Source organism: Mycobacterium sp. P4_H6, assembly GCF_056400845.1.
The window spans coordinates 77,327-97,686 of record NZ_JBFUKN010000009.1; the positions used below are offsets into that span (position 1 = coordinate 77,327).

Consider the following 20,360-nt stretch of genomic DNA (forward strand, 5'->3'; position numbering starts at 1 on the left):
GTCGCCCTTGCGGTACCCCATATCCATCCCCCTGTTGATGTGCCCGGCCCCCGCCGGACAGTCCCCTGTGCTCCATGTTGGCGACTATGTGGCGCGCGTGCAATAGAATTTGTCACCGCTCAGGTGAACACGTGACGAAAACAGCCGTCGCACAACGACTCAGCACGCGCCCAGTGACGGGCACCGCCGCCGCGCCGGCGGCGACCGTTTCTCCAGGCAGGCCTTCCGACGAGGCTGCGGTGCTGCGGCGGTAGCGTGGCGAACGTGAATTGTTCTCGCGTCCCCTCCTCCATCGCGCTGCTCGCAGGCGCTGCGGCAATCGCCATGACGGTCTCCGCATGCGGCTCCGACACCCAAAGTGCGGCCTCGACCAGCTCGTCCGCCACCAACGATGTGTTCGACATCCCGGCCACCGCAGGTGAGACCGCGCCGGTCGCGAGCCCCTGCCCGTCGGCTGCGCCGGCAACTCCCGGCACACCGGAGTGGACCCTCTCCGGCGCCACCGGCAGCGTCGCGGTCACCGGTTCCACCGACACCGCCTCGCCGGTGGTGGACGTGCAGGGACCGTTCAGCGTCACCGAGACGCAGGTCCAGACCCTGAAGGCCGGCGACGGCCCGGTCGTCCCGGACACCGCAACGGTGTCGGTCTGCTACATGGGTGTCAACGGACGCGACGGGTCGGTGTTCGACAGCAGCTACCAGACGGGTTCGCCCGTCGACTTCCCGCTCGACGGCGTCATCCCGGGATTCCAGAAGGCCATCGCCGGCCAGAAGGTCGGCTCGACCGTCGCGGTCGCGATGACCTCTGCGGACGGTTACGCCGAGGGCCAACCCGCCGCGGGCATCCAGAAGGGTGACACCCTCATCTTCGCGATCAAGATCTTGGAAGCCTCGAACTAAAGCGTCCCGCCGCGTCCACGTTCTTCTCGATATTTCGGGAGGACGTGGACGCTTGGCGTTGACGGCACGGCCGGTTCAGTCCTCGGCCGGCATTCACGGGTCTGCCGACGGATAAATCAGTTGCCGGGACGTCGCCCCACGGCGTTGAGTGAGACCGCATGAAGGGGGACAGAGCGCGGACGACTGGTGTCGTCACGCGCGGCCGACAGGAGGATGCGCAGCACGGCGTCTGCTGGGACGCTCTGCGCGCCAACGCCATCGGATCACTGTGGGGCCGGTCGGCAGCAGAGCCGCGGATCGCGCCCGGCGATCTGTGGGCACTTCGCGCCGACCGTCTGCGGTGATATCGGCGCCACTGTGGCGGCGGGTTGCGCCCATCTGACCGATCGGTCTATATTCTGACCATGCGGTCTACTGGATCGACCTTCACCGAGCGGGCGCGCCGGGAGCAGATCGTGGCCGGTGCGATCGAGACGATTGCGACCAAGGGATACACCCAGGCCTCGCTGGCCAAGATCGCCGAACATGTCGGTATCGCGAAGAGCGTTGTGCTGTACCACTTCACATCGAAGACCGACATCATCGAGGCGGTGGTTGCAGCGGTATTCGGGCAGGCAGCCGCAATCATCGCGCCCGCCGTTGCCGCCGAAAGCACCGCCCGAGACAAGCTGGCCGCCTACATCCGCGCCAACGTACAGTTCATCCAGGACAGTCGGTTGGCCGCCGTGGCAATGCTGGAGATCGTCACCAGTTTCCGCACCGAGGACGGTCTGAGGCTCGACCAGGCCGCTGCCCGGTCCGGTCCGCCGTCCGGCGAACTCACGATGCTCGACCCACTCGCGCTCATCACTGAGGGGATCAACAGCGGCGAGTTTCGCACGATGTCAGCAGTTTTCACCAAGAATACGCTGCGCGCAGCATTGGACGGCGCCGTCTGGGAAGTCGCCCGCGATCCCGCCTACGACGTGATCGGATACGGCGAGCAACTCGTCACCATGTTCGATCTGGCAACCCGGGCACAGTCATGACCCGCGTCGTCATCCAGGCGTTCGGGACCCGTGGTGACGTCGCACCATTCACCGGTCTGGGACAAGCACTTCAGCAGAGACTCGGCGTCGATGTAGCGCTCGCTGCTCAACGCCCATACCGCGACATGATCACCGCGGCCGGTCTGGAATTTCGACTCCTGCCGCGGGACACCGAGCGCGCCACCCGTGAATCCGAATACGGCCAGGCCATGGTCGACGGCGCTCGCATGACACCGTCCAAGGCGACGCTGCAATCGCTACGTGAGGATCTCGCCGGTGTCGGCGAGGCCATGGCAGAGGCCGGGCGTGATGCGGAACTCGTGCTCTTCGGTGGGCCGGTGGGATCGCTGCTCGGCTATCACGTCGCCGAAGCGCTGGAGATCCCCAGCATGGGCGCCCTGCTTCAACCCGCCAGTCCCACAACCGTCTTCGCACCCCCGCCGCTGACGACACGATCCTTCGGCCGCCTCGGAAACAAGCTGGTGTGGGCAACCTCGACCGTCGGCGAGAAGGTCTACACCCCGCTGATCAACAACCTTCGCGCCGAATTGGGACTGCCGGCGCGCTCCCGCCGCGGCTATCAGGCAGAACGAAGCGCCCGGTGGCCCATGCTGTACGGGTTCAGCCCGCACGTCGTGCCCAGACCGCCGGACTGGCGCCGCGGACTCGATATCACCGGATATTGGTGGCCCGCAGTCGACCCCTCGTGGCAGCCTTCGGCGCACCTGGCAGAGTTTCTCGCCGACGGCCGACCCCCGGTGTTCATCGGATTCGGCAGCACCGCCACGGCACGCGGTGACGAACTGTCCGAGACGATCACCCGCGCGCTGAAGGCGGCCCGAGTTCGGGGCGTGATCCAGTCGGGGTGGGCAGGCCTGCACGGCACCGGCGATGACGTCCTCACCGTCGATGACGTGCCGCACTCCTGGCTGTTCCCCAGGATGGCCGCGATCGTCCACCACGGTGGAGCCGGCACCAGCGCTGCCGCGCTGCGCGCGGGCAGGCCCTCGATTCCGGTCGCGGGGATCATGGATCAGCCGTTCTGGGCTCATCGTCTGCATGCACTGGGCGTGGCCACTGCACCGATGCGCCGCGTCGGGCTGAGCGCCGATCGACTCACCGCCGCCATCACCGCGGCGACCGCGCAGCCGATGTACACCCAACGCGCCCAGCACTATTCACAGTTGATTGCGGACGAGGATGGCGCAACGTGCGCCGTGGACATCATCGCCCGACGCCTGGAGAACCGCTCAACAACACCGGAGGTGTCCGATGGCCGCTGAAGAACTCATGGGTAACGCACTACTCGCCGGTGCCATCGTGCTGGCCGGTGGTGCGATCGGCGCCGGCGTCGGTGACGGCATGGCCGGCGCGCAGCTCATCGCAGGAGTCGCCCGCCAGCCCGAGGCGCTCTCGCGGCTCTACACACCGTTCTTCATCACTGTGAGCCTCGTCGAGGCAACCTTCTTCATCAACGTCGCCTTCATGGCGCTGTTCGTATTCGCCACGCCCGGCCTCTGACTACCGGGCGCGGCGGGCCAGCTTCGCCGGTTCGAGCACGAACACCGTCTTGCCCTGCTGACGAATCCAGCCGCGGTTCGCGAACTCCGAGAGCGCCTTGTTGATGGTCTCGCGGGACGAACCCACCAGCTGTGCGAGCTCGAGCTGGGTCAGCTCGTGATCCACCCGCAACACATCACCCTCCGGACGCCCGAATCGCTTGGCGAGGTCGAGCAGCTGCTTGGCCACCCGGCCGGGGACGTCGGTGAAGATCATGTCGCACAGATCGTCATTGGTGCGGCGCAGCCGACGCGCCAGCACGCGCAGCAATTGCTCGGAGATCTCCGGGCGCTCGGAAATCCAGCCGCTCAAGGCCTGCCTCGCCACCGCGGCCACGCGGACCTCGGTCAGGGTCGTCACCGTCGCCGTACGTGGCCCCGGGTCGAACAGCGCCAGCTCGCCGAACGTCTCCCCCGGGCCCATCACCGCGATCAGGCTCTCGCGTCCGTCCACCGAGCGCTTGCCGATCTTCACCTTGCCCTGCACGAGCACATACAGCCGGTCGCCGGGCTCGCCTTCGGTGAACACTGTGTGGTTGCGCCGGAACGTGATCCATTCCAGCTCGGCTTCGAGCGCCGCCATCGCGTCGGGGTCGACATCCTGGAATATGGCCGTGCGCGCCAGAACCGCGTTCAACGAGTTGCCTTTCCGGACAAGGGCTGAAGTAACAACTGCTTCGCGCCGCCGGAGACGGCTCGGCACGCACTACAAAGTACTTTACAGCTAAGCGACGATTCGTAACTCTCGAGCACGGTGTGTGCGTGCACCGACAACGTGAGTCTATTCATGTTCGACGTGGTCTGTGTCACGCGGTCACTACGATCGGCGGTGACGGGCACTTCGCCGCCGCCGAGCAGGTGCCCACCCATATCGAGGAGGGCACGACAACGATGCGAGTTCAGACCCGATCCGTCTCCGCACTGCTGGCAGCCGCCGCGCTGACCGCCGCAGGCATGCTGCTGGGCTGGTCACCGCCCGCCTCCGCCGAGCCCTGCTCCGACGTGGAGGTGGTCTTCGCCAGAGGAACCACCGAACGCCCGGGCGCAGGCAGTGTGGGCAACGCCTTCACCGACGCGCTGCGCAGTCAGGTCGGCGACAAGACCGTCGGGCTCTACCCGGTCAGTTATCCGGCGAACCACGATTGGCCCACCTCGGTCATCGGGGTCAACGATGCCGGTAACCGCATCCGCCAACTCGCAGCAGAGTGCCCCGACACGAAGGTGGTGCTCGGCGGATTCTCGCAGGGCGCCGCGGTCGCCCAGCTCGTCACCGCGGACGCCCCGGCGATACCGCCGAACTCGTTCGCCTTCGGCACCACGACCCCGCTGGACCCGGACGTCGCCGGCCACGTCGATGCGGTGGTCCTGTTCGGCAAACCGAACGACCGATTCCTTTTCCTGATCGGCCAGCCCTACGTGCCGGTCGGCTCGGCATTCGCCGCCAAGACCCTGGACCTGTGCGCCGTCAACGACCCGATCTGCTCGGGCGGCCTGGACCCGGTGGCACACAACCTCTACACCGCCAACGGCATGGTCACCGAGGCCGCCGGATACGCCGCTGCGCGCGTGTAGGACCACGCACCGGCCACGGGATATCAAGGGCTCACTCGGGCGCGACCGCTGCCAGGCTTGATCCCACAAGCCGAGCAGAGAGGCAGACGGTCGTGAACGTATACGAGGCAGTGCAGAGTCGGCGGGCGGTGCGCGGGTTCACCGAGGACCCGGTGCCCTTGGACGTGTTGGAGCGGGTGCTTTCCGCGGCCGCCTGGGCGCCGTCCGGGTCGAATCTGCAGCCCTGGCACATCTACGTTGTCACGGGTGCGCCGCTGGAACAGCTCAAGAAGGTCGCCGTCGAACGGGTCGCCGCGGGCGACCCCTGGGACGAACGTGAATTCGAGATGTACCCGCCGCAACTGGCCGCTCCCTACAGTGAGCGGCGATCCCGTTTCGGCAGGGAGCGCTACGCGGCGCTGGGCATCGCCCGCGAGGACTGGGAGGCCCGCCARCGCGCTGCCATCGGAAACTGGGAGTGCTTCGGGGCGCCGGCCGCCCTGTTCTGTTTCATCGACCGCGGCATGGGCCGACCCCAGTGGGCCGACCTCGGGATGTACCTGCAGACCGTGATGCTGCTGTTGCGCGCCGAGGGCCTGCACAGCTGTCCTCAGATGGCGTGGTCCCAGGTTCGCAAGTCCGTCGAGGAAGCTCTCACTCCCCCAGCCGAACTGATGCTCTTCTGCGGGATGTCGATCGGTTGGGAGGATCCGGATGTCGACTACATCCGCACCCTGCGCGCCCCGTTGGCCGAGACGGTGACCTTCGTCGGCGACGTCGACTGAGCCCGAGGTAGTGCTAGCAGGAACACCAGCAGTGGCGTCTGCGTCAATGTGCCGGTGCGGCGATCACGGAATGCTGATCACAACATTCAAGATCACCTCCCCCAGAAGGATCGAAATGGCCACCAAGATGTCGCACACCTCCCGCTCGCACCGCGTCGAATACGTCGCCGCCACCGTTCTCGTCCTGGCCGCGACCATGGGACCCCTGGCGACCGCGAAAGCGTTCGCCGATCCCGCGGCGCCGTGCGCGGATGTCGAAGTGGTCTTCGCCCGCGGCACGTTCGAGGCCCCGGGAGTGGGCGCGACCGGGCAGGCGTTCGTCGATGCCCTCACCAGCCGGCTGGGCACCGACAGCGTCGACGTCTACGGGGTGAACTATCCGGCATCCCTGGACTTCCAGGCCGCCACCGCGGGCATTGCCGACGCCAGCAACAGGATCGAGACCATCGCCGCCACCTGCCCGGACACCAAGATCGTCCTGGGCGGCTACTCACAGGGCGCGGCGGTCGCGGGGTACACCACCTTCGACACGGTCCCGGCCGGGCTTGCGCTGCCCGACGGTATCGGCCCGATGCCCGCCTCGGTGTCACCGCACGTGGCGGCCGTGGCGCTGTTCGGCACCCCTGACAACTGGTTCCTCAACCTCGTCGACCATGACGCACCGCCGGTCACGGTGGGCTCGCAGTACACGGCCAAGACCGTTCAGCTGTGCGCCCAGGGAGACCCGGTCTGCTTCCCGGGCGGGCTGGATCGCAGCGCGCACAGTTCCTACAAGTCCAATGGCATGGCAGAGCAGGCAGCGGACTTCGTGGCCAACGCCATCTCGGGCGCGCCGGCGCCGATCTCGGCCACCTGACCCCGCCGGGGGTCAGCTCAGACTGCGCACCTCGGCGACGTCGTACTCGGCCACCGCCGCCGACAGCATCGCCGCGCCTTGCTCGTCGGACGGGCCGCCACCCCGGAACTGCTCGACGGCGGCCTGAGAGTCCCAGCGCTCGAGGATGTTGATCCGGCCGGATTCCACCAGATCTGCGGATATGGCGAAGTCCAGGCAGCCGTCCGCCTGCCGCGCGGCCTGCACGACGCTCACACACCCGTCCAGATAGGTCTCCCGTTCGGCCGGGTCGACGATGATGTGTCCTGCCACGATCACCATGTCGCGTGCTCCTCTCGTGTGCACCGTATCCAGATACCGACTCGGGCCGGACGCCGAACTCATCGCTGCTGTTTCAGTGGCAAACATCACGGGTACAGATGATCAGGCCGCCCTGCCAGCAGGAGTGCGCGCCGCGTCCCGAAGGAGTTCGATGATGAGTCTTCGTCAATCCGTGCGGTTTCTCGGGGCCGGCGCCCTGATCGCCTCGGGCATGGTGGTCGCAACCACCGCCCCGGCCGCCTCCGCTGAACCCTGCCCCGATGTCGAGGTGGTCTTCGCCCGCGGTACCGCCGAGGCGCCCGGCGTGGGCGGTACCGGACAGGCCTTCATCGACGCGTTCCGCGCCCAGACCCCCGGCAAATCGGTGTCGGTGTATCCGGTGAACTATCCCGCAAGCGACAACTTCGGCGACCGGATTGCCTTCGGACAGAACGTGGTCGACGGAGTACGAGACGCCGGAGCACACATCGAGGCGACCGCGGCGGCCTGCCCGGACACCCGCGTGGTCCTCGGCGGCTTTTCCCAGGGCGCGGTGGTCGCCGGTTACGTCACTGCCGACGCCATCCCCGACGGTGTGCCAGCCGAATACCTTTCCTACATCCCGAATCCACTGCCGGACAAGGTTTCCGAGCATGTCGCAGCGGTGGTGCTGCTGGGCAACCCGTCCGATGCGTTCCTCAACCAGTTCGGCGCGCCGATGAGCACCATCGGCCCGCTGTACGCACCGAAGACCGTGGAACTGTGCGCACCCGGTGACACCATCTGCGACGGCACGCCCGGTGGCATGCCCTCGATCGCGCACGCCATGTACGCGATCAACGGAATGACCAACGAGGCGGCCGCCTACGCCGCAGGCAGGGTCTAGCCGCGATTCGCTCCCCCACGGATGTGACACTGTCCGAAGGACACCACCGCGGGGGGACGAATGAGTGGCAGCGACGCGATCGCATCCAACAGAGCCAACTGGGATCAGCGCGCCGAGGTGCACGCGCGCTCCCAAATGTATGACGTGGAAGGCTTTTTGGCCGATCCCAACCGGATCTCGGATGTCGTCGAACGCGATCTGGCGGTCTTGGCCGAACACCTGCCCGACAGCGGTGTGCGCGGTCGGTCCCTGCTGCACCTGCAGTGCCATATCGGCACCGACACCCTGTCCTGGGCACGACTGGGCGCCGTCGATGTCGCCGGGGTGGATCTGTCGCCGAACTCGCTGCGGCACGCGGCCCGTATCGCCGCGGCCGACGACCGGCGCATCGAATGGGTCGAGGGCGACGCACGATTCGCGTCCGACCTGATCGACCGGCTCTTCGACATCGTCGTCACCAGCGCAGGAACCATCGTGTGGTTACCCGAACTCGCCAACTGGGCGCAGTCGATCCACGACCTGCTGGTCCCCGGCGGGGTATTTCTGATTCGCGACGACCACCCGCTCCTGGCGGCAATGGAATTCGAGCCGTGGCAGATCGTCGACGACTATCTGGCCGGTGGTGGCGCCCGAACCTACGACGATGGCGGTACCTACACGGAGAATTCGTCCGGCCAGATCACCCACACCACCAATCATGAATGGCGCCACGACCTCGGCGAGGTCATCGGAGCGTTGCTCGGCGCGGGACTGCATATCGAGAAGTTCACCGAACTGCCGTACATGGATTGGCCCGCATTCCCGTCGCTGGTGTCGGGCCCTCAGGGATGGACCCTGCCGCCCGGCACTCCACGGATTCCACTGAACTTCGCCATCGTGGCCCGACGGCCCGCATCGTGACCGACGCGCCCGAGATCATCGGGCTCGGTGCGCGATGATGGAGGCATGGAGTCGACGCGGGTGGATCGCTGGTTGTGGGCGGTCCGGCTCACCAAGACCCGCCCCGACGCGGCGGCGGCCTGCAGGGGCGGGCATGTGCGGATCAACGACCGGGTCGCAAAACCGTCGGCCACGGTCTCCCCCGGTGACACGGTGAAAGCACTGGTGGGTGATCGGACTCGCATCGTCGAGGTGGTCCGGGTCATCCAGAAACGGGTCGGCGCCGCCGACGCGGTGACCTGCTACCTGGACCGCACGCCGGTCATCCCACCGACGACCGTGGTGCCGGTGGCCGTACGCGACCGCGGCGCCGGACGCCCGACCAAACGCGACCGCCGGGTCCTCGACAAATGGCGGGCCGGGCTCGGCTGACTCAGCGGATCGGGCCCTGCTGAATGATCGTCGGCGGCAGCGGTGCCGGAGGAGGCGGAGGAGGCACCGCTCCCGGCGGGAGTGGCGCGCCCGGTGCGGGTGCCGCGGCCGGCGCCGCTCCCGGGGCGCCGATCGGCAGCACGTCGGCCGGCGGGTTGGGATCCGAGAGCGAGACGAATCCGGGCGGCAGCGCCGGGCCACCGACCTGCGGTGTGCCCTGCAACGACGGCGTCGACGACGACGGATCGGTCAGCGACATGTAGCCCGGCGGCAGCTTGGGTGCGGGGCCGGCTCCCGGAGGGGCCCCGGTGGGCATCCCGGCCGTGCCGGCCTCGGAGAAAGCGGCCATCGGGTCATTCGACCTGGCCGCGTTCCAGAGATCCTTGATGTAACCCAGCCCGCCACCGGAGGACCCCTGCCCGTAGGCCGGGTTGGTCATCTGCGGCACCGGCGGGGCGCCGACCGGCGGCGGTGCCGGCGGCGCGGCCACCAACTCTTCGGGATTCACGGCCACCGGCTGACCCGGGATCGGCGCGGCGGGATCGCCCGGGGGAACCAACGGTGCCGGCTCGGCACCGGCCAACCCGGCGGTGAACAACGCGCAGCCGGTGAGCAGTGTCGTCGCCAGTGCAGCCTTGACGGTGGAGCGCGTCACGGCACGCTGTCGATCGGTCATGGGTCAAAAGGCTAGCGCCTTGTCGTCGCCGGCGTCACCGATAGACCAGGCCCGCCGCTCGGACGGCATCGGAGATGACGGGAAATCAAACCCCCGGTGAACGAATCCACCCCGCGTTCGGCGGGATTCGCGGGCCCCCGAAGATGGCCGCATGAATTCTGCGATCCCTGATCTGGTCATCGTCGGAGCGGGGATCATCGGCCTCGCGCACGCTGCCGAGGCGGTACACCGCGGACTCACCGTGGAGATCGTGGAACGCGACGCGCAGGCCGTCGGCGCCTCGGTGCGCAACTTCGGCCACGCCTGCATCACCGCGCAGGGCCCTTCCCTGCTGGAGACGGCCCAGGCATCCCGGCGCGGGTGGCTGCGCACCGCGGCTCGAAGCGGGTTCTGGGCGCCGGAGGCGGGCGCCATCGTGCTGGCGCGCAGTCCCGCCGAGGCCGCCCTGATCGAGGAGTTCCGCGATGACCGCGGCAGCGAGGCGGTGCACCTGCTGACCGCCGATGAGGTGCACGCCCGGTTGTCCGGGCCCGGACGGACCCCCGATCCCGCGATCCTCGGCGCCGCCTGGTTCCCGGCGGATCTACGGGTCGATCCGCGCACCACGGTCGCGGCCATCGCCGCGTGGCTCGCCGAGCAGCCCGGGGTGCGGTTCCACTGGCGCACCAATGCCGTGCGGTGCACCGATGCCGCGGTGCACACCAGCCGGGGCGTGGTGCGCGGACGGCACGTCCTGGTGTGCGTCGGCCACGACCTGGACCGGTTGTATCCGGTGATCGCCGAAGACAACGAGGTGGTGCGATGCCGCCTACAGATGGCACTGGTGCAGGCGCCGACCGGTCACCGGCTGGATTCGGCGGTGCTGACCGGCACGTCGATGCTGCGGTACGAGGGCATGGCGAAGTTGGCCGCCGCGGCGTCGGTGCGGGCCGAGCTGGAACGCGGCAATCCCGAACTCCTGGAACTGGGCGCGAACATGATGTTCACCAGCCGGCCCGACGGCACCCTGCTGGTCGGCGACTCGCACCACTACGGCGTCACGGCACCGCCCTTCCTCGACGAGGAGGTGTCTGCACACCTGCTCGCCGGTGTCAGCCGCATCCTCGGCGTCGACCGTCTGCAGGTGCTGGAGCGCTGGCAGGGCGTCTACGCCTCCAGCAGCCGTACCGATGTGCTGCGCGCGCGGCACGAGCCGACGGTCAGCTCGGTGACGGTGACCACCGGACTCGGGATGACGCTGGCCTTCGGGCTGGCCGCCCAGACACTCGACGCGCTGTAACGGTCAGCCCGCGGGGCTGCCATCGTCGGGTGCGCCCACATCCCGCGGTTGCCCGTCGCTGTCGAGATCCTCGTTCGCCGTCTCCGGCTCCAGGGCCACACTCTGTGCCCGCGGCACGGGCGCTCCGGTGACCGGCGGGGTGTCGGCCGGCTGCAGGCGCACCACCCGACCGACGGCGCGGCGCAGCCCGGGCGGCCCCTCGATCCGGACGAAATCGCCGACCCGGCCGGCCCGGTACCGCAGCGGGGAACCGAGCAGCTCACCCATCACCACACCGCTACCGATTGCGAGGGCGATGGCCACCGCAGACAGCAGCTGAGCGATTCCGTCCAGGAACCGTTCGTCGACGGCGAAGTAGAAGACGGACCGGAAGACGGCCAGACCCGGCAGCATCGGCGTGATGCCGGCGGTCGCGGTCACCAGGGCCGGCGCCTGGCGGCGAATGGAGGTCACGGTGGCCAACAGACCGACCCCGACGGAGGCGATACCGGTCGCCAGGACCACACCGATCTGGGCGTGACCGAGCCCGATCAGCACCGCCTGTGCGGCACCGGCCGCGACACCGGCGGTCACCACCGACCGCAGCGGCGCGTAGCTCGCCAGTGTCAGGCACACGCCGGCCAGGGCCGCGCCGAACACCGCGATACCGACCTCGAGCGGGCCGGTCGCGACGATGATGGATTGCGTCGCGTCGATGTGCAGCTCGATCTGGATACCGGCCAGCGTCGCGATCTGCAGGCCCGCCACGATGCCGACCACGATGCCCGCGGTCAGGAACAACGCATCGCCGAGCCGCCCGACGGCGGTGACCATGTAGCCGGTCAGTGCGTCCTGCACGGAGCCCACCAGCGTCATGCCGGACAGCAGCATCACGATGCCGGTGGCCACCAACGCCGTCGGGTTCTGGTCGGCGAAGCGATAAGCCGCCACCGCCACCAAGGTGGCGATGGCGGCGCCGGCGGCGTGCTGGAAGAAGAACGGGGTACCGACCCGGTTCAGGAGACGGCCCACCCGGTCGATGACCGCCGAGGTGACCGTGGCGAGCACACAGATCTGCCAGGTGCCACCGAGCAGCATGGCGATGCCGAGTGCGAAACCCGCCCAGCAGGCGGTCGCCATCCACCGTGGATAGGGATGCGGGCGCTCGCTGAGCACGTCCATGGCGTCATGCGCCTGGTCGACGGTGACGCCGCCGGAGGTGATGCGCCGGACCAGCTTGTCCAGTTCGGCCAGCCGGGTGTAGTCGGTGGCGCGGTGCCGCACCGACCGGACGATGGTCAGCGGCGGACTGTCGGCGGTCGGCAATGCCGACACGATGATGGTAGAGAAGGTGATGTCGACGACGCAGTCGCTGAGCTGGTAGGCCGCCGCGACGTCCTGCGCGGTCGCCACGATGTCGGCGGTACCCGATCCGGAGGACAACATCACCTCGGCGAGCCGGATGGTGAGGTCGAGCACCTTGCGGGTGTGCACATCACCGACGTGCGTGGCGCTGCGTCTGCGCTGTCCGGCCACCGGCGCGGGATCCCGGCGACCACGAAGTGCGCCCCGCAGACTGCGACGTGCACGGGCCGTGTCTTCGGATCGATCAAAAACCATCACCGGACACGATACTGATCGGTCAGGACGCCAGTGCCAGGCCCGCGTAGATCTCGTCGAGAATCGGTGCGAGCATGGCGTTGGCCGTGGTTCGCCCGTCCAGCGACACCGTCAGGTTGGTCCAGATCACCAGCGTCACATCGTTTTCCGGGTCGTGACCGATGAACGAGTTGAAGCCGGGCAACTCGCCGCCGTGGAAGTACATGGCTGCGCCGTCCCCGAAGCTCTGGTGCGTGATGCCGTACCCGTACTGCTTGCCGTCGGGCTGGCCGGGATCCTCGGCCTGGAGCCCGTCCAGCCAGCGTTCCTGGGTGCCCGCGGCGAGCACCTCACCGGTCACCAATGCCCTGATCCAGGTGAGCAGGTTGTCGGCGGTGGAGATGACGCCGCCGGCGGCGGTCGCATACGACGAGTTCTGGTTCGTGTAATCGATGGGTTGCAGCGTCCCGGCCCGGGCTTCGGCTTGCATCGACGCCGGATAGGGCTCGTCGAGCAGGGCGTACCGGGTGGGCCCGTACATGTAGCCGTGTGATCCGGGGGCCGGGATGACGGTGTCAGCGACGGCGGGCAGAGTCGTCTGGTCCAGTCCCAGCGGGTCCAGCAGACGGTCCCGGAATTGTTCGGACAGCGTTCTGCCACCGGCTTTCTCGGCCACCAGACCGAGCAGCGCATAGTTGGTGTTGCTGTAGTCGTATTCGGCGCCCGGTGCGAAACGCGGCGGATGCCGGTAGGCGATGGCCAGCACCTGCTGCGGTGTCCAGCTGCGCGCCGGGTGACGGTCGAGTTCGGCGGACAACTCCGGGTCGTCGGTGTAGCCGTAGAGCCCGCTGCGCATCGTGAGCAGCTCGTCGATGGTGATGTTCGCGCCGTTGGGCACATCGTCGACGTACCTGCCGACCGGATCGTCGAGGGAGAGCCTGCCGTCCTGGGCGAGCAGCATGATGAGTGCCGCAGTCATCGTCTTGGTGTTCGACGCGATCCGGAACCGGGTCTCGACATCGGGTTTCTGCGCGGCACCCAACTCGGTGGTGCCGACGGCGACATCGAAGCTGCCCTGCGGGGTGCGCAATGCGACCATCGCTCCCGGGACCATCAACGTGGCGGCGGCGTCTTCCACAGCGCGCCGGAACTCGGCGGCGTCGATCTTGTTGAGATTCGATGGGCTACCTGGCGGCTGTCCGCCCCCGCAGCCGGTCACGGTGAGGATGCACACCGCGGCGGTACACATCAGACGCGTCACGAACACCGTGCACCACCGCCTCAGACCCGGCCACCCACTCGGAGCCTAGACCTGCAGAGCCGTCAACGCCGCCAAAAGAGGTGGTGCGTCACCCCGCTGGGGCTGGGCACCACATCACGATGGAACCGGTCGAGCAGCTCATCGGAGCTCCCCCACAGTCGGGTTCCCCCACCGAGCTCCACCGGGGCCACCGCCACGTGCAGGGTGTCGATGAGATCGGCGTCCAGGAACTGCCGAACGGTGTGCGCCCCACCGCCGAGCCGGACGTCCTTGCCCTGGGCGGCTTCTCTGGCCCGCTCCAGTGCGGTCGCCGGGTCGGCGTCGATGAAGTGGAATGTGGTGTCCGACAATGTGAACGACGGTCGCTCGTGATGGGTCAGCACGAAGACCGGGGTGTGGAACGGCGGCTCGTCTCCCCACCAGCCCTGCCAGTCGTGGTCTGCCCAGGCACCGCGATGGGGACTGAACTTGTTGCGGCCCATGATCTCGGCGCCGATGTTGCGGGCGAAGTCCCTGGTGAAGTAATCGTCGAGTCCGCGGCTGCCGCCGGGATCTGTGCGGTTGGGCCAGCTCGCGGTCGCACCGGCCCAGGACATCAGGGCCGCCGGATCGGCGTGCCCGAACGGACGCTCGAAGCTCTGGTCGCGGCCGGCGCCGAAACCGTCCTGCGATACCACGAAATTGTGGACTCTCAGCAGTTGGACCACGCGTTCCTCCTCAGACCGTCAACGAACAGTATTCAGACCGGGGCACGTACCGAAAGTCATCGCGAATGCTTGAGAAAGCACGAAACCCCCGGTCCGATCCACGCTGAGCGTGATCGGCCCGGGGGCTCGAGTAGGTCTTTACAGTCCGGTGACGCCGACCGCCTGGGGGCCCTTGGCGCCCTGGGTGATCTCGAACTTCACGCGCTGGTTCTCCTCCAGGTTGCGGAATCCGCCGGCCTGGATCTCGGAGTAGTGCACGAACACGTCCGGTGCGCCGCCGTCAGGAGCGATGAAGCCGAAGCCCTTTTCGCTGTTGAACCACTTAACGGTTCCTTCTGCCATGGTCTTACTTCTTTCTTCTTTTTTACTGGCCGAACGTCATGTCGACCAAGCCTGGGTTGTGCGACCGACGGTCGCCCAAATCAGTGGAGGTTCTGGGGGTGTGCGATGCCAAACAGGCCGTAAAGGGGGTGATACTGACCCCGGCCGCGATTCGGCCGAACACAGATACGTCGCTTCACGACTGCGACGTATTGCACGAGACTACCAACTGCACGTCCGACGACCTAATTTCGACACGGGTGAATTTTCCTCGCGCCGAAAGCGCCGGCGGTCGATTGTGCGCGCTTTTTGCTCCGGCGGACCCGGGCTATCGAAGCTCGCGGATCGATGAGACCCCGGGCATGTGCCTTTTCCTGTTTTGCTGTCGATCTCCAGAGTTCTTGCGAACGGGAGATTATTTGCGAAAGAATCCCCGCGCGCCGCCACCGCCGGGACGCCGCGCGCACAGCCCGTGGGCGGCACCTATGATCTCCGAATACATCTTGCTCACAAGCCTTTTGCGCAGACACCGGGTTGGTCCCTGCGCCCGTCACTGAAGGGTCCGCGGTTGACTCGGGATCGACGCCGTATTGTGGTCGTGCGCGAAAACCATCTGGCTCGTGTGCAATTGCACATGGTCGACTGGGTTCGCCAGACATCAGAACTCCCCGCGCTCAGCGGTCGCCTTGCCCGCAGAGACGAGCAGGTGGCGCCGCTACCTGCGCTCGATGCTGCCGACGAAGACCTGGTGCGCCGCCTGGACGCCACCGGTGTCGCCAGCCGGCGCGTGCACATGGATGGCGCGGCGCAGGACGAGATCACCACAGCCGTTCAGTGGCTGAGCACCCGCGACACCACCCGGTCGGTGAGCTACCTACCCAATGCACCTGAGTCCCTTTATCGATGGGGACTGGATGAACAGAATCTCGATATCGCCGAGCGGCACATCCAGCGACCGGTTCGATACGTCGGGCTCGAGGTGAAGGTAGAACGTGCCCGCGAACCCCACCCGAGCCAGCAGGCTCGACACTGGCACCTCGACGCCGAAGATCGGCGCATGCTGAAGATCATCGTCTACCTCAACGATGTCGATTCCGGCTGCGGCCCGTTCCAGCACCTGTCGCTGCCGACGAGCGAGGCCACGCGTCGGCGCCTCCGGTGCCGACCGGGCATCACGTTCCTCGACGACGAGGCGATTGCCGGCGTGGCGCCCCGATCCGATTGGCATCACGTGACGGGCACCGCAGGAACCGCGGTCTACGCCGACACCGGTCGCCTCGTCCACCGTCTGATGAGACCGACGAACCGTGACCGCTACTCGGTGACGTTCGTGTACACCAGCGATCGGCCGTACGTGGTGTACTCGCGATTCATGCCGCCGCGGTCCTTCGTGGAGGCGGTGGCAGCGGTATCGACACCCCGCCAACGCCGCGCGCTGCCCGAGCCCTCCTGGCAGCGCAACCGGAAGGCGAAAAGCGCTTCGACCCCGTCGAGCCGTCAGCCGTCCAACAGATCTGCCAGTTGATCGGCGGTCTTCTGCCAACCGTCGTGGAAGTTGTCGTACTCCTCCGGCGGCAGCATGACGTGTTCGATGGACATCAGGGTCTGGTCATCCTGCACCGGTTCGAAGGTCACCGTGACCATGCTGGACATCGTCGGGTCCACCCAATAGGAGTTGGTCCAGGTGAAGCTGAGCAAGCGTGGCCGGTCGATGCTGACGAATTGCCCCGTGATGAGCACGCTGGTGCCCCGGTCGTCGACGTCGAAGCGGAACAGCCCGCCGACACGCGGCTCGACGGTGACGGTGACACACCGGGTGGGGCGCGGACACATCCACTCCCGCAACGACTCCGGGTCCAACCACTCGTCGAACACCACGTCGGGAGCGGCCGGCATGATCCGTTGCACGTGCACCGTGCGCGTCTCGGTCATTGCCCGGCCTTCTTACGGCGCAGCCGCTCGGCGAGCGCGTCGGCGCGGGTCGACCAGAAATCGGTCTGCTCGCCCATCCACTGCGCGGCCGGGGTCAACCCGTCGCCGCACAGGGAGAGCCAGTGTTCACGGCCACGCACTTCGCGGGTCACCAGACCCGCTGTCTCCAGCACTCCGATATGACGGGAGACTCCCGCGAACGTCATCGGCATCGGCGCGGCCAGATCGGTGATGCGGGCGTCACCTTCCCGCAGGGCCTCCAGCAATCGGCGACGTGTCGGATCCGCGAGCGCGGCGTACGCCCGGTCCAGCAGCTGATCTTCAACCATTCTGTTGACTATATCGGGTGACGTGTGGTCTGCTCGATACATATTCAACAAAGAGCTTGAATGATTGCGAGCGGGCGCAACGACAAGGAGTCACGATGCAGACGCCACCGATAGTGAGCGCGCAGGCATGGGCGGCCGCCCATGCCGAGATGCTGGTCAAGGAGAAGGAACTGACCCGGGCCCGGGATGCGTTGGCGGCGCAGCGCCGACGGATGCCATGGACTCCGGTCCCGGACCGCTATGCCTTCGACGGACCGGACGGCAGGGCGAATCTGCTCGATCTGTTCGACGGACGGCGACAGCTGATCGTCTACCGCGCGTTCATGGACCCCGGCGTGGAGGGCTGGCCGGAACACGGTTGCAGCGGCTGTTCATTGATGGCCGATCACGTCGGCGACCTCAGCCATCTGAATGCCCGCGACACCACGCTGGTCTACGCGTCGCGCGGCTCGCAGCAGGACATCACCCGGATCAAGGACAGGATGGGCTGGACCATCCCCTGGTACACCATCGTCGAAGAATCAGGTGTCGCCTTCGACGCCGATTTCGACGTCGCCGAATGGCACGGCACGAATGCCTTCATCCGCGAGGGCGACCAGATCTGCCGCACCTACTTCGTCAACAACCGCGGCGACGAGGCATTCGGAACCACCTGGAGCTATCTGGACATCACGGCGCTCGGCCGTCAGGAATCGTGGGAGGACTCCCCCGCCGGCTACCCGCAGACTCCGCCCTATGAGTGGTGGCGATGGCACGACGCGTACGGCGCCCGAACCGCCGGAGACACCGAGCAGGGATGTGATTCCTGTGCAGACCGTTGACGCGCGCCTCACGGGCCGGATCTATGGGGACACCGTGGAGCGAATCTGCGCTCTGCTCCCTGGCGACGGGGACCCGTCCTGGGCGACCGGCGTGCCGGCGTGTCCCGGCTGGACCATTCGAGACATGGTGGCCCACATGGCCGCCGTCGCCGAGGACTGGGCGGACCGGACGTTGAGCGGGGCGCCGACCGACGAGCAGACGGCTGAGCACGTCGCCCGGTTCGCAGACCGGAACACGACGCAGCTGCTGACGGCGTGGAGCTCCGCCACGGCGCGTCTGCAACGGATGGCGGCCACCGACGGTTTGAGCCCTCCGCTCGGCGATATCGCCTGCCATGAGCACGATATCCGCGGCGCCCTCGATCGCGCCGGAGCTCGCGAATCCGCCGCCGTCTGGCACACCTCGGATCGGCTCATCCCGATGCTGCAGCCATCGCGGCCCGTGCGCGTCACCGTCGAGGACGGTGAGTATCTGTGCGGGCCCGCCGAGGGACCCGAAATAGGGCTCACCACTACCCGATTCGAGGCACTTCGGTGGCGCACCGGGCGACGCAGCCGAGCTCAACTGACCACCATGAACTGGTCCGGCGATCCGGCACCGATCATCGATGAGCTGTATCTGTTCGGGCCGACCCCCGTCGATCTCGTGGAGTGAGGCCGCTGCCCTGTCGAGTGATGTCGTCGGCGATGATCAGTGGGTGACATCTCCGCAGACTGTTGTAACGCCACTGACCGTTCCCGCGCTGCTGGCCGAACGGGTGCGCGCGTCCGGGCAGGACACCTATGTGATCACACCCGACGGAGGGTTGACCTATCAGGACGCCGAGGCGCGTTCGGCCGATATCGCCCGCCGGCTGCTGGCGGCGGGTATCGGGAAGAGCAGCCGGGTGGGCCTGTTCTTCCCCAATGGGATCGACTGGATCAGCTGGTGGCTGGCACTGTCGCGGATCGGCGCACTGGTCGTGCCGTTGAGCACGTTGTATGCGCCCGCCGAAATCGCCAAGGTGTTGCGGCTGGCCGACATCGGGACGCTGATCGCCCCAGCGGAGGTGCTCGGCACCGATGTGGGCGGGCGTTTCGAGGCCGCACTGCCTGAACTCCGGCATCAGGGTCGCGATGCCCTCTCGCTCACCGTTGCACCGTATCTGCGCCGGATCGTGCTCACCGAGGACACCGGGTATCGCTGGGCCACCCGGTGGGACGACCTGGCCCAACGGGTGTCACCGGAGGTGCTCGCCGCGGTGGAGAACGAGGTGTCGCCCGCCGATCTGGCAATCATGGTGCACACCTCCGGTTCGACCGCCGACCCCAAGGGCGTGCTGCACACCCACGGCACCCTGGTGCGCCAGACATCGACCTGGCCCATCGCGATCCGGGCGGTCACCGGATCCCAGGACCGGCCCCGGATACTGTGCGCCATGCCGTTCTTCTGGATCGGCGGGCTACTCGCGGCCATGGGCGCCCTGCACGACACCATCACCCTGCTGGTCATGGCGCGTCTCGACCCGGCGACAGCGCTGGACATGGTGGAGTCCGAACGTGGCACCGGGATCGTCGGCTGGCCGGCGTTCACCCAGCGCGTGCGCGACCACCCGAGTTTCGCCGATCGCGACCTGTCCAGCGCCCCGATGCTGCGGGACGGCCCGCTCGACATCGCGATGACCGACGTGCCCGACGGATTTCCGGTGCACCGCACCATGTCCGAGACGGCGGGCGGATTCGTCCACACCGAGATCGCCATCGTCGACGAGGACGGCGGGCCTGTCCCCGACGGCAACACCGGGGAACTGTGGATCCGCGGCGTGGGGGTGATGGCCGGCTACAACAAGCGTGAGCGCACCGAGATCTTCGACGCCGACGGCTGGTATCACACCGGGGACCGTGTCTACCGGCGAACCGGCGACCCGCGGTTGTTCTACGTCGGCCGCACCACCGATCTGATCAAGGCCGGTGGTGCGAACGTGTCACCGCTGGAAGTCGAGGCGGTGATCTCGGCGCTGCCCGACGTCGCGCAGTGCGTGGTGGTCGGGCTCGAGCATCCCGAGCGCGGCGAGGAGGTATGCGCCGTGGTGGTCCCGGTGGCGACGGGCCTGGATCTGACCGCCGTCCGCCGGCTCGCCCGCGAACAGTTGTCGGCCTACAAGGTGCCCACCCGGTGGGTGATCGCCACCGGTGACCAGATACCGACCCTGCCCAGCGGGAAATTCGATCGGAAGGGATTGCTGGCCAACGTGATCGACGGTGTGCTACCGATCAGTCCGGCAGCGCCCTGACGCCGCAGCCGGGAAGGCCGTGTCCCCC

The 20,360-nt window shown here is 67.6% G+C and carries 25 protein-coding genes; 16 read left to right on the forward strand and 9 right to left on the reverse strand.

Annotated elements, in window-relative coordinates; genetic code table 11:
- Nucleotides 1–255 precede the first annotated feature (255 nt).
- The 5 genes from AC1DTF_RS06055 to AC1DTF_RS06075 all read left to right on the forward strand — a co-directional run bounded on the left by AC1DTF_RS06055 (nt 256) and on the right by AC1DTF_RS06075 (nt 3,449).
- On the forward strand, nt 256–900 hold the full coding sequence (locus tag AC1DTF_RS06055) for an FKBP-type peptidyl-prolyl cis-trans isomerase (protein ID WP_235570641.1): 645 nt from the start codon (nt 256–258) through the stop codon (nt 898–900).
- 158 nt (nt 901–1,058) lie between these two features.
- Nucleotides 1,059–1,244, forward strand: coding sequence for a hypothetical protein (locus AC1DTF_RS06060; RefSeq protein ID WP_477473421.1), 186 nt, complete (start codon nt 1,059–1,061; stop codon nt 1,242–1,244).
- A 60-nt stretch (nt 1,245–1,304) separates the two neighbouring features.
- Nucleotides 1,305–1,928 carry a TetR/AcrR family transcriptional regulator gene (locus AC1DTF_RS06065; protein ID WP_477473422.1) on the forward strand — a complete coding sequence of 208 codons (624 nt, stop codon included), beginning with the start codon at nt 1,305–1,307 and terminating at the stop codon, nt 1,926–1,928.
- Complete coding sequence (locus AC1DTF_RS06070) at nt 1,925–3,211, forward strand: glycosyltransferase (protein WP_477473423.1); 1,287 nt, start codon at nt 1,925–1,927, stop codon at nt 3,209–3,211. Before AC1DTF_RS06065 ends, AC1DTF_RS06070 begins: the two co-directional genes overlap by 4 nt.
- 7 nt (nt 3,212–3,218) lie before the next feature.
- Complete coding sequence (locus tag AC1DTF_RS06075) at nt 3,219–3,449, forward strand: F0F1 ATP synthase subunit C (RefSeq protein ID WP_414688410.1); 231 nt, start codon at nt 3,219–3,221, stop codon at nt 3,447–3,449.
- On the opposite strand, the gene AC1DTF_RS06080 is transcribed toward AC1DTF_RS06075, so the two are convergent.
- Entirely contained in the window at nt 3,450–4,124 is a 675-nt protein-coding gene (locus AC1DTF_RS06080) for a Crp/Fnr family transcriptional regulator (protein WP_057165406.1), read from the reverse strand. It abuts the gene before it with no gap.
- A 254-nt stretch (nt 4,125–4,378) separates the two neighbouring features.
- Between AC1DTF_RS06080 and AC1DTF_RS06085 the strand changes: the two genes are divergently transcribed.
- From AC1DTF_RS06085 to AC1DTF_RS06095, 3 genes are all read left to right on the forward strand, one after another.
- On the forward strand, nt 4,379–5,059 hold the full coding sequence (locus tag AC1DTF_RS06085; RefSeq protein ID WP_057165599.1) for a cutinase family protein: 681 nt from the start codon (nt 4,379–4,381) through the stop codon (nt 5,057–5,059).
- Between the two features lie 92 nt (nt 5,060–5,151).
- A complete protein-coding gene (locus tag AC1DTF_RS06090) occupies nt 5,152–5,823 on the forward strand; it encodes a nitroreductase (protein WP_477473424.1) in 672 nt (223 codons plus the stop codon).
- Between the two features lie 115 nt (nt 5,824–5,938).
- A complete protein-coding gene (locus tag AC1DTF_RS06095) occupies nt 5,939–6,679 on the forward strand; it encodes a cutinase family protein (protein ID WP_477473425.1) in 741 nt (246 codons plus the stop codon).
- A gap of 12 nt (nt 6,680–6,691) precedes the next feature.
- Here AC1DTF_RS06095 and AC1DTF_RS06100 read toward each other — a convergent pair whose 3' ends face one another.
- Nucleotides 6,692–6,979 (reverse strand): putative quinol monooxygenase, encoded by a 288-nt coding sequence (locus AC1DTF_RS06100; RefSeq protein ID WP_477473426.1) that lies wholly within the window; start codon nt 6,977–6,979, stop codon nt 6,692–6,694.
- Between the two features lie 154 nt (nt 6,980–7,133).
- Here AC1DTF_RS06100 and AC1DTF_RS06105 point away from each other — a divergent pair, with 154 nt between their 5' ends.
- The 3 genes from AC1DTF_RS06105 to AC1DTF_RS06115 are packed head-to-tail and all read left to right on the forward strand — an operon-like array spanning nt 7,134 to nt 9,155.
- Complete coding sequence (locus AC1DTF_RS06105) at nt 7,134–7,844, forward strand: cutinase family protein (protein ID WP_477473427.1); 711 nt, start codon at nt 7,134–7,136, stop codon at nt 7,842–7,844.
- A gap of 60 nt (nt 7,845–7,904) precedes the next feature.
- Nucleotides 7,905–8,744, forward strand: coding sequence for a class I SAM-dependent methyltransferase (locus AC1DTF_RS06110; protein ID WP_477473428.1), 840 nt, complete (start codon nt 7,905–7,907; stop codon nt 8,742–8,744).
- A gap of 45 nt (nt 8,745–8,789) precedes the next feature.
- Nucleotides 8,790–9,155, forward strand: coding sequence for an RNA-binding S4 domain-containing protein (locus AC1DTF_RS06115; RefSeq protein ID WP_477473446.1), 366 nt, complete (start codon nt 8,790–8,792; stop codon nt 9,153–9,155).
- Between the two features lies 1 nt (nt 9,156).
- On the opposite strand, the gene AC1DTF_RS06120 is transcribed toward AC1DTF_RS06115, so the two are convergent.
- On the reverse strand, nt 9,157–9,831 hold the full coding sequence (locus AC1DTF_RS06120) for a hypothetical protein (protein ID WP_082613939.1): 675 nt from the start codon (nt 9,829–9,831) through the stop codon (nt 9,157–9,159).
- Between the two features lie 151 nt (nt 9,832–9,982).
- Here AC1DTF_RS06120 and AC1DTF_RS06125 point away from each other — a divergent pair, with 151 nt between their 5' ends.
- Nucleotides 9,983–11,110: a TIGR03364 family FAD-dependent oxidoreductase gene (locus AC1DTF_RS06125; RefSeq protein WP_477473429.1), complete on the forward strand. Its 1,128-nt coding sequence runs from the start codon at nt 9,983–9,985 to the stop codon at nt 11,108–11,110.
- Nucleotides 11,111–11,113: 3 nt separating this feature from the next.
- On the opposite strand, the gene AC1DTF_RS06130 is transcribed toward AC1DTF_RS06125, so the two are convergent.
- From AC1DTF_RS06130 to AC1DTF_RS06145, 4 genes are all read right to left on the reverse strand, one after another.
- On the reverse strand, nt 11,114–12,709 hold the full coding sequence (locus AC1DTF_RS06130; protein ID WP_477473430.1) for a threonine/serine exporter family protein: 1,596 nt from the start codon (nt 12,707–12,709) through the stop codon (nt 11,114–11,116).
- 22 nt (nt 12,710–12,731) lie between these two features.
- The gene (locus AC1DTF_RS06135; protein ID WP_477473431.1) at nt 12,732–13,949 is read right to left on the reverse strand and encodes a serine hydrolase domain-containing protein; all 1,218 of its coding nucleotides are present in this window, start codon (nt 13,947–13,949) and stop codon (nt 12,732–12,734) included.
- 62 nt (nt 13,950–14,011) lie between these two features.
- Complete coding sequence (locus tag AC1DTF_RS06140; RefSeq protein WP_477473432.1) at nt 14,012–14,656, reverse strand: dihydrofolate reductase family protein; 645 nt, start codon at nt 14,654–14,656, stop codon at nt 14,012–14,014.
- 138 nt (nt 14,657–14,794) lie between these two features.
- The gene (locus AC1DTF_RS06145; RefSeq protein ID WP_057165414.1) at nt 14,795–14,998 is read right to left on the reverse strand and encodes a cold-shock protein; all 204 of its coding nucleotides are present in this window, start codon (nt 14,996–14,998) and stop codon (nt 14,795–14,797) included.
- A gap of 343 nt (nt 14,999–15,341) precedes the next feature.
- Here AC1DTF_RS06145 and AC1DTF_RS06150 point away from each other — a divergent pair, with 343 nt between their 5' ends.
- Entirely contained in the window at nt 15,342–16,502 is a 1,161-nt protein-coding gene (locus tag AC1DTF_RS06150; protein WP_477473433.1) for a phytanoyl-CoA dioxygenase family protein, read from the forward strand.
- Here AC1DTF_RS06150 and AC1DTF_RS06155 read toward each other — a convergent pair.
- Both AC1DTF_RS06155 and AC1DTF_RS06160 read right to left on the reverse strand, forming a co-directional pair.
- Complete coding sequence (locus tag AC1DTF_RS06155; protein WP_477473434.1) at nt 16,475–16,909, reverse strand: SRPBCC family protein; 435 nt, start codon at nt 16,907–16,909, stop codon at nt 16,475–16,477. The two genes, AC1DTF_RS06150 and AC1DTF_RS06155, sit on opposite strands and share 28 nt — an antisense overlap.
- Nucleotides 16,906–17,238 carry an ArsR/SmtB family transcription factor gene (locus tag AC1DTF_RS06160; RefSeq protein WP_477473435.1) on the reverse strand — a complete coding sequence of 111 codons (333 nt, stop codon included), beginning with the start codon at nt 17,236–17,238 and terminating at the stop codon, nt 16,906–16,908. Before AC1DTF_RS06160 ends, AC1DTF_RS06155 begins: the two co-directional genes overlap by 4 nt.
- Nucleotides 17,239–17,333: 95 nt before the next feature.
- On the opposite strand from AC1DTF_RS06160, the gene AC1DTF_RS06165 reads away from it, so the two are divergent.
- From AC1DTF_RS06165 to AC1DTF_RS06175, 3 genes are read left to right on the forward strand one after another with little or no spacing between them, the layout of a single operon-like run.
- Complete coding sequence (locus tag AC1DTF_RS06165) at nt 17,334–18,059, forward strand: DUF899 domain-containing protein (protein ID WP_477473436.1); 726 nt, start codon at nt 17,334–17,336, stop codon at nt 18,057–18,059.
- Nucleotides 18,046–18,714 (forward strand): maleylpyruvate isomerase N-terminal domain-containing protein, encoded by a 669-nt coding sequence (locus AC1DTF_RS06170; RefSeq protein ID WP_477473437.1) that lies wholly within the window; start codon nt 18,046–18,048, stop codon nt 18,712–18,714. The genes AC1DTF_RS06165 and AC1DTF_RS06170 overlap by 14 nt, the downstream gene beginning before the upstream one ends.
- Nucleotides 18,715–18,757: 43 nt before the next feature.
- Nucleotides 18,758–20,332 carry a class I adenylate-forming enzyme family protein gene (locus AC1DTF_RS06175; RefSeq protein WP_477473438.1) on the forward strand — a complete coding sequence of 525 codons (1,575 nt, stop codon included), beginning with the start codon at nt 18,758–18,760 and terminating at the stop codon, nt 20,330–20,332.
- Nucleotides 20,333–20,360 lie beyond the last annotated feature (28 nt).